At 54.9% G+C, this 14,257-nt stretch carries 11 protein-coding genes; 5 read left to right on the top strand and 6 right to left on the bottom strand.

Features of this window, described 5'->3' with window-relative positions; all coding sequences use genetic code 11:
• Positions 1–38: 38 nt before the first annotated feature.
• The 6 genes from CKQ54_RS14620 to CKQ54_RS14595 form a co-directional block, all read right to left on the bottom strand.
• Positions 39–1,484, bottom strand: a complete 1,446-nt coding sequence (locus CKQ54_RS14620; RefSeq protein WP_120162578.1) for an MFS transporter — start codon at positions 1,482–1,484, stop codon at positions 39–41.
• A 111-nt stretch (positions 1,485–1,595) separates the two neighbouring features.
• The gene (locus CKQ54_RS14615; RefSeq protein WP_120162552.1) at positions 1,596–2,684 is read right to left on the bottom strand and encodes an ABC transporter ATP-binding protein; all 1,089 of its coding nucleotides are present in this window, start codon (positions 2,682–2,684) and stop codon (positions 1,596–1,598) included.
• Positions 2,685–3,638: a carbohydrate kinase family protein gene (locus CKQ54_RS14610; protein ID WP_120162553.1), complete on the bottom strand. Its 954-nt coding sequence runs from the start codon at positions 3,636–3,638 to the stop codon at positions 2,685–2,687.
• Positions 3,639–3,664: 26 nt separating this feature from the next.
• Positions 3,665–4,504, bottom strand: coding sequence for a carbohydrate ABC transporter permease (locus CKQ54_RS14605; protein ID WP_120162554.1), 840 nt, complete (start codon positions 4,502–4,504; stop codon positions 3,665–3,667).
• On the bottom strand, positions 4,501–5,403 hold the full coding sequence (locus tag CKQ54_RS14600; RefSeq protein WP_112288573.1) for a carbohydrate ABC transporter permease: 903 nt from the start codon (positions 5,401–5,403) through the stop codon (positions 4,501–4,503). Before CKQ54_RS14600 ends, CKQ54_RS14605 begins: the two co-directional genes overlap by 4 nt.
• A gap of 71 nt (positions 5,404–5,474) precedes the next feature.
• Positions 5,475–6,725: an extracellular solute-binding protein gene (locus CKQ54_RS14595; protein WP_112288572.1), complete on the bottom strand. Its 1,251-nt coding sequence runs from the start codon at positions 6,723–6,725 to the stop codon at positions 5,475–5,477.
• Between the two features lie 306 nt (positions 6,726–7,031).
• Between CKQ54_RS14595 and CKQ54_RS14590 the strand changes: the two genes are divergently transcribed.
• The 5 genes from CKQ54_RS14590 to xdhB all read left to right on the top strand — a co-directional run bounded on the left by CKQ54_RS14590 (position 7,032) and on the right by xdhB (position 14,252).
• On the top strand, positions 7,032–8,204 hold the full coding sequence (locus CKQ54_RS14590) for an ROK family transcriptional regulator (RefSeq protein ID WP_208644628.1): 1,173 nt from the start codon (positions 7,032–7,034) through the stop codon (positions 8,202–8,204).
• Between the two features lie 120 nt (positions 8,205–8,324).
• On the top strand, positions 8,325–9,677 hold the full coding sequence (gene guaD, locus CKQ54_RS14585; protein ID WP_120162556.1) for a guanine deaminase: 1,353 nt from the start codon (positions 8,325–8,327) through the stop codon (positions 9,675–9,677).
• Positions 9,674–10,342: a TetR family transcriptional regulator C-terminal domain-containing protein gene (locus CKQ54_RS14580; RefSeq protein WP_120162557.1), complete on the top strand. Its 669-nt coding sequence runs from the start codon at positions 9,674–9,676 to the stop codon at positions 10,340–10,342. The genes guaD and CKQ54_RS14580 overlap by 4 nt, the downstream gene beginning before the upstream one ends.
• 114 nt (positions 10,343–10,456) lie before the next feature.
• Positions 10,457–11,860: a xanthine dehydrogenase small subunit gene (xdhA, locus tag CKQ54_RS14575; protein WP_120162558.1), complete on the top strand. Its 1,404-nt coding sequence runs from the start codon at positions 10,457–10,459 to the stop codon at positions 11,858–11,860.
• On the top strand, positions 11,853–14,252 hold the full coding sequence (gene xdhB, locus CKQ54_RS14570) for a xanthine dehydrogenase molybdopterin binding subunit (RefSeq protein WP_120162559.1): 2,400 nt from the start codon (positions 11,853–11,855) through the stop codon (positions 14,250–14,252). Before xdhA ends, xdhB begins: the two co-directional genes overlap by 8 nt.
• Positions 14,253–14,257 lie beyond the last annotated feature (5 nt).

Genomic DNA, 14,257 nt, shown 5'->3' with positions numbered 1-14,257 from the left:
CCATTTTTCGGAAACGTGATTTCAGTCTGACTGCGCCTTTATTTTTCCGGCACAGCCGGTCGGGTTACAGATTCTTTTTTACGCCTTATTTCATCGCCTGCGGTTTTATCGAGAGTCAGGCTGTCGAGTGTGCCCGCCAGCGAAAACAGACCAATGATGATAAAGGCAATGTGAAACGTGTCGATCTGCAATGTCTCGCTGGCCGGTAAGAAGTGTCCGGCAATACGCAGGGAAAGCGCGCCGATGGCAATTCCGAGGCCGGTGGAAAGCTGCTGAGCCGTATTAAACAACGTATTCGCGCCGCTCATTTGCCCGGCCGGAACCTGCGAAAAAGCCAGTGTATTGAGTGCCGTGAACTGCATGGAGCGGGTCATGCCACTGGCGAACAACAGTAACAGTGTCAGTGCGGTCGGGACCTGAGGCGTGAGCAACGCACAGGCAAAAATAGTCACTGAATTCAGCAGGCCGTTAACCAGCATAATCGACTTAAAGCGGAAACGATGCAAAATCGCCGAGGTAAAAGGCTTCATCGCCAGATTTCCGGCGAAGACCGACAGTACCAGCAAACCCGCATCAAAGGCGCTCATGCCGTAGGCCAGCTGGAACATCAGCGGCAGCAGGAAAGGCAGGGCGCCGATGGCCACGCGAAACAGCGATCCACCATAAATTGTGACGGCGTAACTTTTAATGTTCAGCGCCACCAGCGGTAACAGCGGATACGCGGCACGTTTTGAATGCCATATTGCAAGTGCGCCAGTCATCAGTGCAGCGCCGATCATGGCGAACGGTTTCCAGTCAATATTCCCCTCGTTGAATTTATCCAGCCCGAAGATCAGCCCGAGGCAGACAATGCCGGTCAGTACGAAACCAGTAACATCAAAGGGCACGCCTTTTTCGCCCGGGATCTGCGGGATAAGCCTGCGCGCAAACAGCAATGCGACTACGCCCAGCGGAACATTGAGGATAAAAATCCAGTGCCAGGAAGCGTAAGTGGTAATGAAACCGCCGAGCGGTGGCCCGAGGATTGGCGCCACCAGTCCCGGCCAGGTGATGGTGGCGATAGCGCGGATCAAATCCGATTTTTGCGTATTTTTCAGTACCACTAAACGCCCGACCGGCACCATCAGCGCACCTGCGAATCCCTGCAACATGCGCGCCGCCGTAAACGTGCCGAGACTGACGCTGGCGGAACATAGCACGGAGGCGAGAGTAAACAGAACAAGCGCCATCGAGAACACATTGCGCGTGCCGAAGCGGTTAGCAATCCAGCCACTGGCGGGAATAAAAACGGTCAGCGTCAGAATATAGGCCGAAACGCCGATGTTCATATCCACCGGATGCACGCCGAAATCTTTCGCCATTTGCGGCAGCGCGGTGACAATCACCGTGGCATCGAGGTTTTCCATAAAGAAAGCCCCGGCGACCAGCAGCGGTAACGCAGAACCTGGCGGAAGTGAAAATTTTTTGTTTGAGAAGAAGCTCATAGAAGGTAAGCGCGCTAATGAATCAGGCAAGGTCTGAGCATAGCGCATCGCAGGATAGCGTCAATGATTTAGCGTCTCCCCCGGATGAGGGGGAGAACAAAGGAGTAAGACTCAGACTTCCGCCAGCCTTTCACCCGTCGCCGCATCGAACAGATGGATCGCTTCGCTGTTGGCTTCCAGATACAACGGCTGATCGGCGCTGACGCGGGCGCGTCCGGCAAACTGAACATGCAGCGGGAAACCGCTCCAGTCGATATGCAGCAGACTGCTTTCACCGGTGACTTCAAGCAAGCGCAGCGTGGCTGCCGGTTGTACGCTGTGCTGCACCGGTCTGATATCGTGCGGTCGCAGGCCGAGGGTAACCGGCTGTCCTTCGGAATGCCGTGCCTGCAACGCCCACTTTTCCGGCAGTGCGAACCACAGCTGATTGCAGGTCACGCCCGGCTGCCCGTCGATATTCTGGAATACGCCATCGAGCAGATTCATTGGTGGCGAGCCGATAAAACGTGCCACAAAGGTATTCACCGGTTTGTCGTAAATCGACAGCGGGTCGCCTTGCTGTACGATAAAACCGTCTTTCATCACCACGATATTATCGGCCAGCGTCATCGCCTCTATCTGATCGTGCGTCACGTACACCGTAGTGGTACGGAACTGCTGATGCAGGGATTTGATTTCTGCACGCAATTCCATGCGTAACTGGGCATCGAGGTTGGAAAGAGGCTCATCGAACAAAAACACTTTCGGATTACGCACCAGCGCACGGCCCATCGCCACGCGCTGACGCTGACCGCCGGACAAATCTTTTGGCAGACGTTTCAGCAGATGATCAATCCCCAGCACTTTCGCGGCCTGTTGTACTTTGGCTTGCTGTTCAGCCTTTGGCACTTTTTTCACCTGCATGTGAAACGCCATATTCTCAGCCACTGTCAGATGCGGGTACAGCGCGTAACTCTGGAACACCATCGCAATATCACGATCCGCAGGGTCAAAATTATTGATCTGCTGTTTATCGAGCAGAATGTCGCCGTCAGACAGTGATTCCAGCCCTGCCAGCAGGCGCAGCAACGTGGATTTTCCGCAACCAGACGGGCCGACCAGTACGGTGAAACTGCCGTCAGGAATGGTCAGATCCAGCGGTTTGAGGACCTGCACTTTGCCATAATGTTTGGCGACTTTTACCAGTTCAACCAGAGCCATTTAGATTTTCTCCACAAGGCCAAAAAGCGATTGCCAGTCAGGATAACGGCGCGGGGAACTGCTGATCGCACAACCGGCGACGCGCACCCCCCATTTCAGTGCCGTGGCAGGCGGCAGGCCATAAATCAGCGCGGATAAAAATCCGGCGTTAAAACTGTCTCCGGCACCGATGGTATCGACCACATCGACCGGTTCAGCGTGCTGATGCAACGTCAGGTTTTTCGCCCATAAACGCGCACCCTCCGGCCCGCATTTCGCGACGCAAAAAGCATTCTCAGCCATCTGCGACAGTAACCTCAGCGCCGCAGGATCCAGCGTTTCAGCGTCCGCCAGTCCGAGTGTTTCGACTTCATTGAGCAGCAGCGCATCGCAGAATGGCAGCCAGTTTGCCGCCTGTTCACGTAACGCGTCGCTCCAGTCTTCCGGCGGCCAGCCACTGTCGACAGCCACCTGATAACCACGCTGTTTCAGCGCTGCCAGCAGTTGCGGATAGTCAGCGTAAAGCGCTGTACACAGCCAGGTGCCGCACAGCAATACCCAGTCACCGGACCGGGCGGTTTGCGGGATTTGTGCCAGTACGTCCTGCATGGATAAACGAACAATATGTCCCTGATTGCTGAAAAACGTGCGCTCGTGATCCGGATGCGTCACGCCAAAGGTCAGCGAGGTTTCGCAATCGTAGGTCGGCCAGAGCGGTGCGCTCTCCGGGAACATAGCCGCCAGCCAGTCGCTGAACTGGTCATTGCCCTGATTCGCCACCAGACGAAAGGGCGCTCCCAGCGCCGAGAGCGCCAGTGCGCAGTTTCCCGCAGAACCGCCTGGGCGTAGTGAGCTGCTTTCGAGCATCGCTTCGGTGCCTTTTTTCGGCCATTCATGCAGCGTGCTCATGATCAAATCCACGTTGATATTGCCCGCCACGTACAGCGTGGCGCGGGTGTCCGGTCGGGTAGTCATTGATGAGGTTTCCCTGATGTTCATAATCAGCCCTTGCTGCCGCCGGCGGTTAACCCGCTGACCAGCGTTTTTTGCAGCCAGAGTGCAATAAAGAGCGGCGGAATGGCCGCAAGAATGCCGACGGCGGCAATCAGCCCGTCATCGGTGGCGCGCCCGGCAGTGAAACCAGCGATGGTTACCGGCAGCGTCTGAGCGTTGATATTGTTGGTAAACAGCAATGCGTAGAAAAACTCATCCCACGCCAGCAGCCAGCCGAACATCGCCGAAGCACCCAGCGCCGGTTTTGCCAGCGGTAATGTGATGCGTAACAACACCTGCCAGTAACGAAGCCCGTCGAGGCGTGATGCCTGTTCGATATCCACCGGCAACGCATCAAACTGGTTTTTCAGCATCCAGGTCAGGAACGGTAAAATCATTGAGCAATACACCAGGATCAGCCCGATATGCGTGTTCAGCAGAGTCAGCTTTTCCAGGATAAAGTACAGCGGCAGCACGAAGGCCACCGGCGGCACCATGTAAATTGCCAGACTGCCAAACAGCCAGCCGTCGCGACCGGGATAACGGGAAAAACTGTAGGCGGCAGGAATGGCCAGCAGCAGGGAAATCACCGTTGCGCCACAGGCGACCAGCAAACTGTTACCGAGCGCGTGTAAGAACAATGCACCGGGCTGACCGGCCTGCAAGGTCAGCAGGCTGGCGTAACGACTGAAATCCCAGTGGCGCGGCAGCCATTCAAGCGGAATACGGGTCAGGTCTTCCGCCGAGCTGACGCTCATCAGGAACATCCATAACAGCGGCGCAATAATCGACACCGCCAGCACCAGTGCGGCGAAATAGCGTAAAACGAGCCGGATTTTCTGTTTCATTCGGCGCTCCCTGAACGACGCTGGCGCAATAACATCACCATATAAATCAGAATAAGCAGGGCGCAGATCAGCGTCATGAGAATGGCGTAAGCCGCGCCGCTGCCTGCACGCAGATAGCTGAATGATTCCTGATAGACAAAGAAACTGACGGTTTTTGTGCTGTCGAGCGGGCCGCCTCGTGTCATGACATAAATGATGTCGAAGATTTTAAACGCATCGATGGTGCGCAGGATAAGCGCCACGGCCAGCGGGGCGGCAATCGCCGGTAAGGTGATTTTACGGAAACGACGGAAAGCTGATGCGCCGTCAAGTCGCGCGGCCTCGAACAAATCTTCCGGAATGGTTTGCAGCGCCGCCAGCACCAGCAGGGTGATCAGCGGATAGTTCTTCCAGATATCAGCGAACATCACGGCATTAATGGCGGAAGACGGGTCACCCAGCCAGCTGCGGTAAGTATCAATCAGCCCGAGCTGGGAAAGCAGGGCGTTGATGCTGCCGTAATCCGGATTGAAATTCAGCCGCCACATCGTCGCGTTGACGATAGTTGGCAGAGCCCATGGCAAAATAACCAGCACGCGCAGGGCGCTTCGTCCCCAAAATTGCTGGTTCAGCAACAGCGCCACCAGCACGCCGATAATGCCTTCAATAATCACTGAAACCACGGTGAAATAGAGTGTGCGCCAGAGTGCAGCGCGAAAATCAGGATCCGTCAGGGCATAGATAAAATTATCACTGCCCACCCAGTTGGGCGCAGAACCGTCACCAATCAGGCCGGCATCGGTAAAACTGAGCCACAGCGTGCGGGCCAGCGGCCAGGCAGTCAGCAGAAACATCATCAGCAGCATGGGTGCCAGAAGCAGCCAGGCCTGACGGCGCTCGCGTTGCGGTAAAGTCAACATAATGAATTTCCGTGGTGTTGGTGCGCCCGTCAGGTCTGAACCTTCAGGGCGTTGTGTTGGCTTTTAAAAACTCAACGTAAACGGTCAGCGGCGGTTGTTGCGGCTTCCATACCGTCTTTTGCCGGGGTTTTACCCTGCAATACCGCCTGAATGTTTTGCTGCAAAATGTTCGACAGACGTGAGTAATCCGCCGTCACAGGACGCGATAACATCACGTTCAGCGAGGTTTTCGCCGCGGCGATCAACTGCTCCTGATCTTTCTGTACAGCCGGATCTTCATAAGAAGATTTCCAGATTGGCAGGCTCAGTTTGGCGTATTTATTTTGTACCGGTTGCGAGGTCATATAGCTGATGTATTCCCACGCCTGATCCGGATGCGCGCTGGCTTTGGCGATGCCCAGACCCATCGAACCGTTAACGCCTGAAGCGCCACCTGCGGCTTCACCCGGCGCCGGGATCACGCCGACGTCACCCGCGACTTTGCTCTGTTTCGGGTCGTTGGCCATGTTGTACATGTACGTCCAGTTCAGTGCGAAAGCGGCATCGCCGTTAGAGAATGACTTACGCACATCTTCTTCCAGATACTCGCGGGAGTTCGGGTTGGTCAGCCCTTTATCCAGCGTCTCTTTCATATAATTGATGGCTTTCATCGCGCCGGAATTGGTGAAATTCAGTTTGCCGTCTTTATAGAAATCGCCCTTAAACGCGGAAACCAGCGTGGTGTAGTCGCACAGCAGCGCTTCGGACTGTGACCAGCTCCAGACCAGCGGATATTTCACGATGCCTTTTTCTTTGAGGATCTCAGACTGCTTCTCAACGTCAGCCCAGGTGGCAGGCGGGGTGGTGATCCCGGCTTTAGCCAGCATGGCTTTGTTGTAATACAGATATTTGGTGTCGAGGATCCACGGCATTCCCCAGCGTTTGTCTTTGTAGGTCACGGTAGAAATCGCGCCGTCAAAAATCTTGTTGCTTTCGTCCGCAGGAATACGCGCCGTCACGTCCTGCAACAGGCCGTATTTGTTGAATTCAGCAGGCCAGATGGCATCGAATAACACCACGTCGTAGCCTTTGTCTCCGGCACCGCGTGCGGCAACGATTTTGTCATGCAGCGCTTCGTAAGGCACAAATTCGAGATTCACTTTGATATCCGGATGCTGCTTAGTGAAATCTGCGGTCATGGCACGGATATCCGCTTCGCTGTACGCCGCCTGCGTCATGAACAGGGCACTGAGCGTGGTGTCCGCCAGCGCATTGACGGAATATCCCAGGGTGAGAGCAGAGAGGGCACACAGGGTGGCCGCAGGGGAAAGTCGTAGGCTCATCGTCATTCTCCGAAACAGGGTTAAGTTTATTAAATCAATTTGATTGCTTTAATCGGCTAAAAAAAATGGGAAGGCATATTTCTGCCAGTCCCTGCGTCCCTGCCGGATTGTGCTACTGGATCTGAAGGTGAATCATAAAAACATTGGAAAGCGAATAGTGACTGGCGATTATTATTAACATGGCAATAACATTCAAAGCTGTGATGGCACCGTCATATTCATATTCTGTTATTTATAAAATCAATTTGATTGCTGTAATCAGTGACAGCATACTGCCCGCAGGTCTCCTGTGGGGTACAAGCCGTGATAACAACTTCTGGCACCAATCTTGAGCACGCCCGTGCTCACAATCGTCGGGTGGTGATTGAAGCCATTCGCCTTAACGGTGAACTCACCCGTGCCGAAATTGCCCGGCTGACGTCACTGACTCCGCAAACCGTTTCTAACATCGCTACCGAACTCGAGCAGGCGGGGATTTTGTCATCCCACCTGCCGCGCCGTGCGGGAGGGCGTGGTCAACCAGCAACGCCACTGACACTCAATCCTGACAGCGCCTATTCTATCGGCATCCATCTTGATCATCAGTCGCTGCTGATTGTGCTGGTGGATCTGACGGGAACCGTCCGCTTTCGCAAACTGATCCATGTACAGAAACCTCAGCCAGAGCCCACGCTGGCTCTTATCGATCAGGTTCTGCAAGAAATGCGCCAACAGGTGAAAATTGACTGGCGAAAAATCCTGGGTATGGGTGTGGTGATGCCGGGGCCGTTTGGCGTAGAAGGGATTTCGTCACAGGGGCCGACCACACTGCACGGCTGGGATCACATTGATATTGAAGCCCGTTTAAGCGCCGCGACCGGCTGGCCGGTGACGCTGGAAAACGATGCCACCGTCGCCGCCATTGGTGAGCGTTTTCACGGTGTGGCTAAGCAATTATCGTCGTTTGTGTATCTGTATATCGGCACCGGACTCGGCGCAGGTATCTTCACCGACGGGCGGATTTACACCGGTCATGCACACAATGCGGGCGAGGTCGGCCACATAGTGGTGCAACCGGGCGGTCGGGAATGCTATTGCGGCAACAAAGGTTGTCTGGAACGCTATGTTTCTTTGCAGGCCGCGTACGAAGCCTGCGGTCTGGATCCGATGTCTGCGATGCCGGAAGACCTGCTTAAAGTGGACGAAAAGCTGTTTGATCAATGGCTGGATACCGCTGCCGAACCGGCGTTGCAGGCCATCAATATTATGGAATGCGTGTTCGATGCGCAGAGCGTGGTTATCGGCGGAACGATGCCTAAGCCTCTGGTGGAGAAGCTGATCCGGCGTCTGACACCACTCTACAGTTCGGTCCGCAGCCGCTACGCACAAAGTGCCCGCATCCGTCTCGGCATGTCCGGCAGTGACACGGCAGCATTGGGAGCGGCGGCACTGCCGATCTTCGACGAATTCAATCCGCAATATGAGGTGTTACTGAAGTAGAGTTTCCTCTAACCCTAAAAAACATCCACACGGTCTGACCGATCGGTCAGATTTGGCATACGCTTTGCACATGTTCTGTTATCAATCATGAACGTGAATGTTGCAGAGAAGGTAAATGCCATGAGTCAGATCATCACCCGCGCTGTACGCGGCAATTTCTTCGATATCCGCGAGCCGGTGTTGCGGCCGGAAGATTTTGAAGCGCAGGTGCGCTATATCGAAGACGGCCTGATGTTGCTCAGCGGCGGTCACATCGTCTGGCTGGGCAGCTGGCAGGAGGGTGAAGGCAGGCTGGCGCTGGCACAAAAAACCGCAGGCCTGGAAATCGATGATTATCGCGACAAACTGATCGTGCCAGGTTTTGTCGATACGCATATCCACTATCCGCAAACTGAAATGATCGGCGCTTACGGCGAGCAACTGCTTGAGTGGCTGACCCGATATACCTTCCCGACCGAACAGCAATATCACTGCGCGGATTATTCAAAGCGCATGTCGAAATTCTTCCTCGATCAGCTTTTACTCAACGGCACCACCACGGCGCTGGTGTTTGGCACCGTGCATCCGCAGTCGGTCGACGCACTGTTTAAAGAGGCATCCGACATCAATATGCGCCTGGTGGCAGGCAAAGTGATGATGGACAAAAACGCCCCAGATGCCTTGCTGGAAACCCCTGAAGAAAGCGAGCGTGATACGCGCGAATTGATTGCGCGCTGGCACAACCGTCAGCGCCTGAGCTACGCGCTGACGCCGCGTTTTGCGCCGACTTCTTCGCCGGAGCTGTTGCAAAAAGTTCGACTGCTGAAACAAGAATTCCCCGATGTCTACATGCATACCCATCTGAGCGAAAACGTTGCCGAGCTGTCGTGGGTGAAAGAGATGCACCCGGAACATCAGCATTATCTCGACGTTTATCATCAGTACGGTCTGACCGGCGAACGCTGTGTGTTTGCGCACTGTCTGCATCTGGATGACAGCGAATGGGATTGCCTGCACGACACCGATTCGGCTATTGCTTTTTGTCCAACGTCCAACCTGTTTCTGGGCAGCGGCCTGTTTAATTTGCAGAAATCCTGGCAGAAGCAGGTGCGCGTCGGGATGGGCACGGACGTCGGTGCGGGTACCACATTCAATATGCTGGAAACACTGTCGGAAGCTTATAAAGTCGGACAACTTCAGCGCTATCGTTTATCCGCCTTCGAAGCCTTCTATCACGCCACACTCGGCGGCGCGCGGGCACTGCATCTCGACGACAAGATTGGCAATTTCAACGCCGGTAAAGAGGCCGATTTCGTAGTGCTCGAACCGGGTGTCAGTGCATTACAAAAATTGCGCGCCTCCAACAGCAAAACGCTGGCCGAAAAGCTGTTTGTGCTGATGACGCTGGGTGACGACCGCAATGTTTACTGCACGTATGTCGATGGCGAACAGGTCTATGCGCGGAATGCTTTGCAGGGGGAATGTTGCGCATGATGAACAACGAAACCGGTGGCAAAGTCCGTGTTGCACGCGAGCGCACGCTGGAAAATATCCACGCTGCCGCGATTGCGGAATTCAGTGAAAAGGGCTTTCAGGGCGCGACGACCCAGGCCATTGCCCGGCGTGCGGGGATCAAAAAAGCCCAGCTGCACTATTACATCGCCGGGAAAGAAGAGTTGTACGAAGAACTCTTGCAGAAAGTACTGAAAGTCTGGGGCGACATCATCCAGTTTGACCCGTCGCTCAGCGAGCCGCAAGCGGTGCTGAGTCGCTATATCCGTAACAAACTCAATTTCAGTTTTGACCAGCCGGAACTGTCGCGCATTTTCACCAGCGAAGTGCTTGGAGGCGGTCATTATCTTCACAAATACTGGCCGCAGGCCACGCAGAATATCACCGGCAAAGAGAACCTGATCCATCAGTGGATTGAACAGGGCAAAATCCGCGCGCTGGATGCCCGTCTTTTCATCATGCATATCTGGGCAGTGACGCAGTATTACGCCGATTTTGCGGTTCAGGTGAAGCATATGTACGGCAATTTTGAAGGCGATGAACAGGCGCGTGAACACATTATCGATGAAGTGACGACACTGATTCTGAACGGCTGTAAAGCCTTTGCTCCTCCCCCTGCGAAGGGGGAGGACGGGAGGGGGTATTAAGGGCTGACACCCGGTCAAAGCACACATCAACGCTTTGATTTTGCTTTGAAACCCCACCCCGACCCTCCCCTTCGCAGGGGAGGGAGCAAACCAGTGATTTTGAAGGATATGATCATGATCCAATTTCTGATGAACGGCAGGATCCACACGGAAAATCTGCCCGCTGACACGACGGTATTACAATATCTGCGCCGCGATGCAGGGCGTTGCGGTACCAAAGAAGGGTGTGCTTCCGGTGATTGCGGCGCCTGTACGGTGGTGCTGGCTGAACCGCAAGGTGATGCGTTGTCCTACCGGACCGTCAATGCCTGTCTGACATTTATGCCCGCGGTGCATGGTAAACAACTGATCACCGTGGAAGATCTCAAACACCGTGGCGAACTGCATCACGTGCAGCAGGCGATGGTGGATAACCATGCCTCACAGTGCGGTTTCTGCACGCCGGGGTTTGTGATGTCTCTGTTTGCACTGGAAAAACAGCAGCAAAGTTTCAGCGTCGCACAGACTCAGCACGCGCTTTCCGGCAATCTTTGTCGCTGTACCGGTTACCGGCCGATCATGGATGCGGCGAAAGCCATTTGCGACGCGCCGCAACCGGATCAGTTTGATGCCGATGCCCGGCTAACGCTGGACAAACTCCGTGCGATTTCAGCCACCGGAGAACCGGTCAGTATCGATGAACTGGCCGACCGTTATTTTGCTCAACCTGATGCCCGACTGGTGGCCGGGGGGACGGATCTGGCGCTGGAGGTCACTCAACGCTATCAGCGTCTGCCTGAACTGATTTCGCTGAGCCATATTCCCGAACTCAAAGTTATTACGCTGACCGGTCAGACTATTCACATTGGTGCGGCGGCATCGCTGAGCGACTGTATGCCGGTCTTATACGATGAATTCCCTGAATTCGGCGAGTTGCTGGAACGCTTTGCCTCACAGCAAATCCGTAATCAGGGCACCTTTGGGGGCAATATTGCCAACGGTTCGCCCATTGGTGACGGCGGACCGGTGCTGCTGGCGCTGGGTGCTTCGTTGTTATTGCGGCGGGGCGCGGAACAACGTGAATTGCCGCTCGATAAGTTTTTCCTCGGTTATCGCAAAACGGCGTTACAGCCCGGCGAATTTATCGAACAAATTCGTATCCCGCGCAACTCTGGCGTGGCGCGTCAGTTGCGGATTTATAAAGTGTCGAAACGGCTGGAGGATGATATTTCGGCCGTCTGTGCGGCTTTACACATCGAAGTGCAAAAAGGCGTGGTGATACATGCCCGCGTGGCGTTCGGCGGCATGGCGGAAGTGGCGAAGCGCGCTATTTCCTGCGAGGCACAACTGCTCGGTCAACCCTGGCAGACGGCGACTATCGAGCGTGCCTGTCAGGCGCTGGAGCTGGATTACACGCCTATCAGCGATTTCCGTGCCAGTCGCGAATACCGTATGCAGGTGGCGAAAAACCTGCTGCGCCGCTGTCATATCGAAATGACTTCTCCTGAAACCCTGATGCGGGTAACTCACTATGTCTGAATCTAAACCGGCTCTTTCGCAACAGGAATTGGAGACGCTGTTCCGCTCAGGATTGCAGAGCGGCGTCGGCAAAAGCCAGAAGCATGAAAGCGCGGATAAACACGTCAGCGGCGAAGCAGTGTATGTCGATGACCGGTTGGAATTCCCTCATCAGCTGCATCTGGTGCCGCTGCTCAGCCCGCATGCGCACGCCGACATTTTGCATATCGATACCGAACCTTGTTACGCCGTGCCCGGTGTGGTGCGGGTGATGACCGCCGAAGATGTACCAGGGGATCCGGACATTGCGCCGCTTACTTTTGGTGATCCGCTGATGGCGCAGGGCATCGTGCATTATGTCGGCCAGATTGTGCTGGTGGTGGCAGCAACCTCAATGGAGGCCGCCCGTGCCGCAGTCGCGCGGGCGAAAGTGGAATATCAGCCGCGAGACGCCGTACTGACCGTGAAACAGGCGCTGGCGCTGGAACATTACGTGGAGGAGCCGCATCAGCATAAACGCGGGGACGCTGAAATGGCGCTGGCCTGCGCGCCTCACCGTTTGCAAGGTGAACTGGAAATAGGCGGCCAGGAGCATTTTTATCTCGAAACGCAGATTGCTTCGGTGATGCCTGGTGAAGACGGTGCGATGCTGGTGTACAGCTCGACACAACATCCGACCGAAGTGCAAAAGCTGGTGGCCTCGGTGCTTGATTTGCCGATGCACAAAGTGGTGGTTGATATGCGTCGCATGGGCGGTGGTTTTGGTGGCAAAGAGACGCAGGCGGCGGGGACGGCGTGCCTTGCGGCGCTGGCGGCGCATCTGACCGGACGTCCGGCGAAAATGCGTCTGACGCGTCAGGATGACATGCTGATCACCGGTAAACGTCATCCGTTCCACGTCAGTTATGACGTCGGGTTTACTGATGAGGGCGTCATTCACGGCATTGACATTAAACTGGCGGCTAACTGCGGTTATTCGCTGGATCTCTCCGGTTCTATTGTCGATCGCGCGATGTTTCATTCTGATAACGCCTATTACCTCGGCGATGCGCTGATCACCGGTTATCGCTGCAAAACCAATATGGCGTCGAATACCGCTTATCGCGGATTTGGCGGGCCGCAGGGTATTGTGGCGATTGAGCACATTGTCGATCACATCGCCCGTGAACTGGGGCTGGATCCGCTGTCCGTGCGTAAAAATAATTACTATGGTCAGGAAAGCCGCAACGTTACCCATTATCACCAGCCGGTCGGGCAAAACTTGTTGCATGAGATGACGGCGCAACTGGAAAAGAGTGCAGACTATACGGCAAGACGTGACGCTGTCACAGAATTTAACCGCCACAACCGTTATCTGAAAAAAGGTCTGGCGCTGACGCCGGTAAAATTTGGTATTTCATTTACCGCCAGTTTCCTCAATCAGGCCGGCGCGCTGGTACTGGTGTATACCGACGGCAGTATTCAGCTCAACCACGGCGGCACCGAAATGGGACAGGGGCTGAACACCAAAGTTGCGCAGGTAGTAGCCGAGGTGTTTCAGGTCGATATCAGCCGTATTCAGATCACCGCCACTGATACCGGCAAAGTGCCTAATACGTCGCCAACCGCAGCGTCATCCGGCGCTGACCTGAATGGTAAGGCCGCGCAAAATGCGGCGGAAATTATCAAAGGGCGCATGGTTGAGATGCTGATGCGTGTGCATGATGCGCAGGAAACGGACATCACTTTCAGTAACGGTCAGGTGCGGGTTAACGATCAGTATTTCAGTTTTGAACAGGTTGCCACCCAGTGCTGGCTGAATCAGGTGCCGCTCTCCAGCACCGGCTATTACAAAACGCCGAAGATTTTTTACGACCGCAGCAAAGCCGCCGGACATCCTTTCTATTATTTCTCCTACGGCGCAGCCTGCGCGGAAGTGCTGGTCGATACGCTGACCGGAGAATACAAACTGCTCAGGGCGGATATCCTGCATGACGTTGGCGATTCGCTCAATCCGGCGATTGATATCGGTCAGGTGGAAGGCGGGTTTGTGCAGGGCATGGGCTGGCTGACGACGGAAGAACTGGTGTGGAACGACAAAGGGCGGTTAATGACCAGTGGTCCGGCAGCCTACAAAATTCCGGCTATTGGTGATATCCCGCAAGATCTGCGGGTGAAACTGGTGGAAAACCGCAAGAACCCGGAAGACACGGTTTTCCATTCCAAAGCCGTCGGTGAACCGCCGTTTATGCTCGGGATTTCGGTCTGGTGTGCAATTAAAGACGCCGTTGCCAGTCTTGCTGATTACCGCGTGCATCCGCATATCGATGCGCCCGCCACGCCCGAAAGAGTGCTTAATGGCGTGAATCAGTTACATTTTTCAGGTGACGTTGTCACTTTTGATTCTGCCGAACGCGTCAACGTTACCGGCTAACGGAG

The sequence above is a fragment of the Rahnella variigena genome, from assembly GCF_003610915.1.
GTDB classification, from domain to species: Bacteria; Pseudomonadota; Gammaproteobacteria; order Enterobacterales; family Enterobacteriaceae; genus Rahnella; species Rahnella variigena.
Note: the sequence above shows the minus strand (reverse complement) of the source record. Positions and strands in the feature narration are given on the sequence as shown.

Coding starts and splice junctions, on each gene's coding strand:
- CKQ54_RS14600 (WP_112288573.1), bottom strand. CDS start 5,403: ATGTTGACTTTACCGCAACGCGAGCGCCGTCAGGCCTGGCTGCTTCTG.
- CKQ54_RS14610 (WP_120162553.1), bottom strand. CDS start 3,638: ATGACTACCCGACCGGACACCCGCGCCACGCTGTACGTGGCGGGCAAT.
- guaD (WP_120162556.1), top strand. CDS start 8,325: ATGAGTCAGATCATCACCCGCGCTGTACGCGGCAATTTCTTCGATATC.
- CKQ54_RS14620 (WP_120162578.1), bottom strand. CDS start 1,484: ATGAGCTTCTTCTCAAACAAAAAATTTTCACTTCCGCCAGGTTCTGCG.
- CKQ54_RS14595 (WP_112288572.1), bottom strand. CDS start 6,725: ATGAGCCTACGACTTTCCCCTGCGGCCACCCTGTGTGCCCTCTCTGCT.
- CKQ54_RS14605 (WP_120162554.1), bottom strand. CDS start 4,504: ATGAAACAGAAAATCCGGCTCGTTTTACGCTATTTCGCCGCACTGGTG.
- CKQ54_RS14580 (WP_120162557.1), top strand. CDS start 9,674: ATGATGAACAACGAAACCGGTGGCAAAGTCCGTGTTGCACGCGAGCGC.
- xdhA (WP_120162558.1), top strand. CDS start 10,457: ATGATCCAATTTCTGATGAACGGCAGGATCCACACGGAAAATCTGCCC.
- CKQ54_RS14615 (WP_120162552.1), bottom strand. CDS start 2,684: ATGGCTCTGGTTGAACTGGTAAAAGTCGCCAAACATTATGGCAAAGTG.
- xdhB (WP_120162559.1), top strand. CDS start 11,853: ATGTCTGAATCTAAACCGGCTCTTTCGCAACAGGAATTGGAGACGCTG.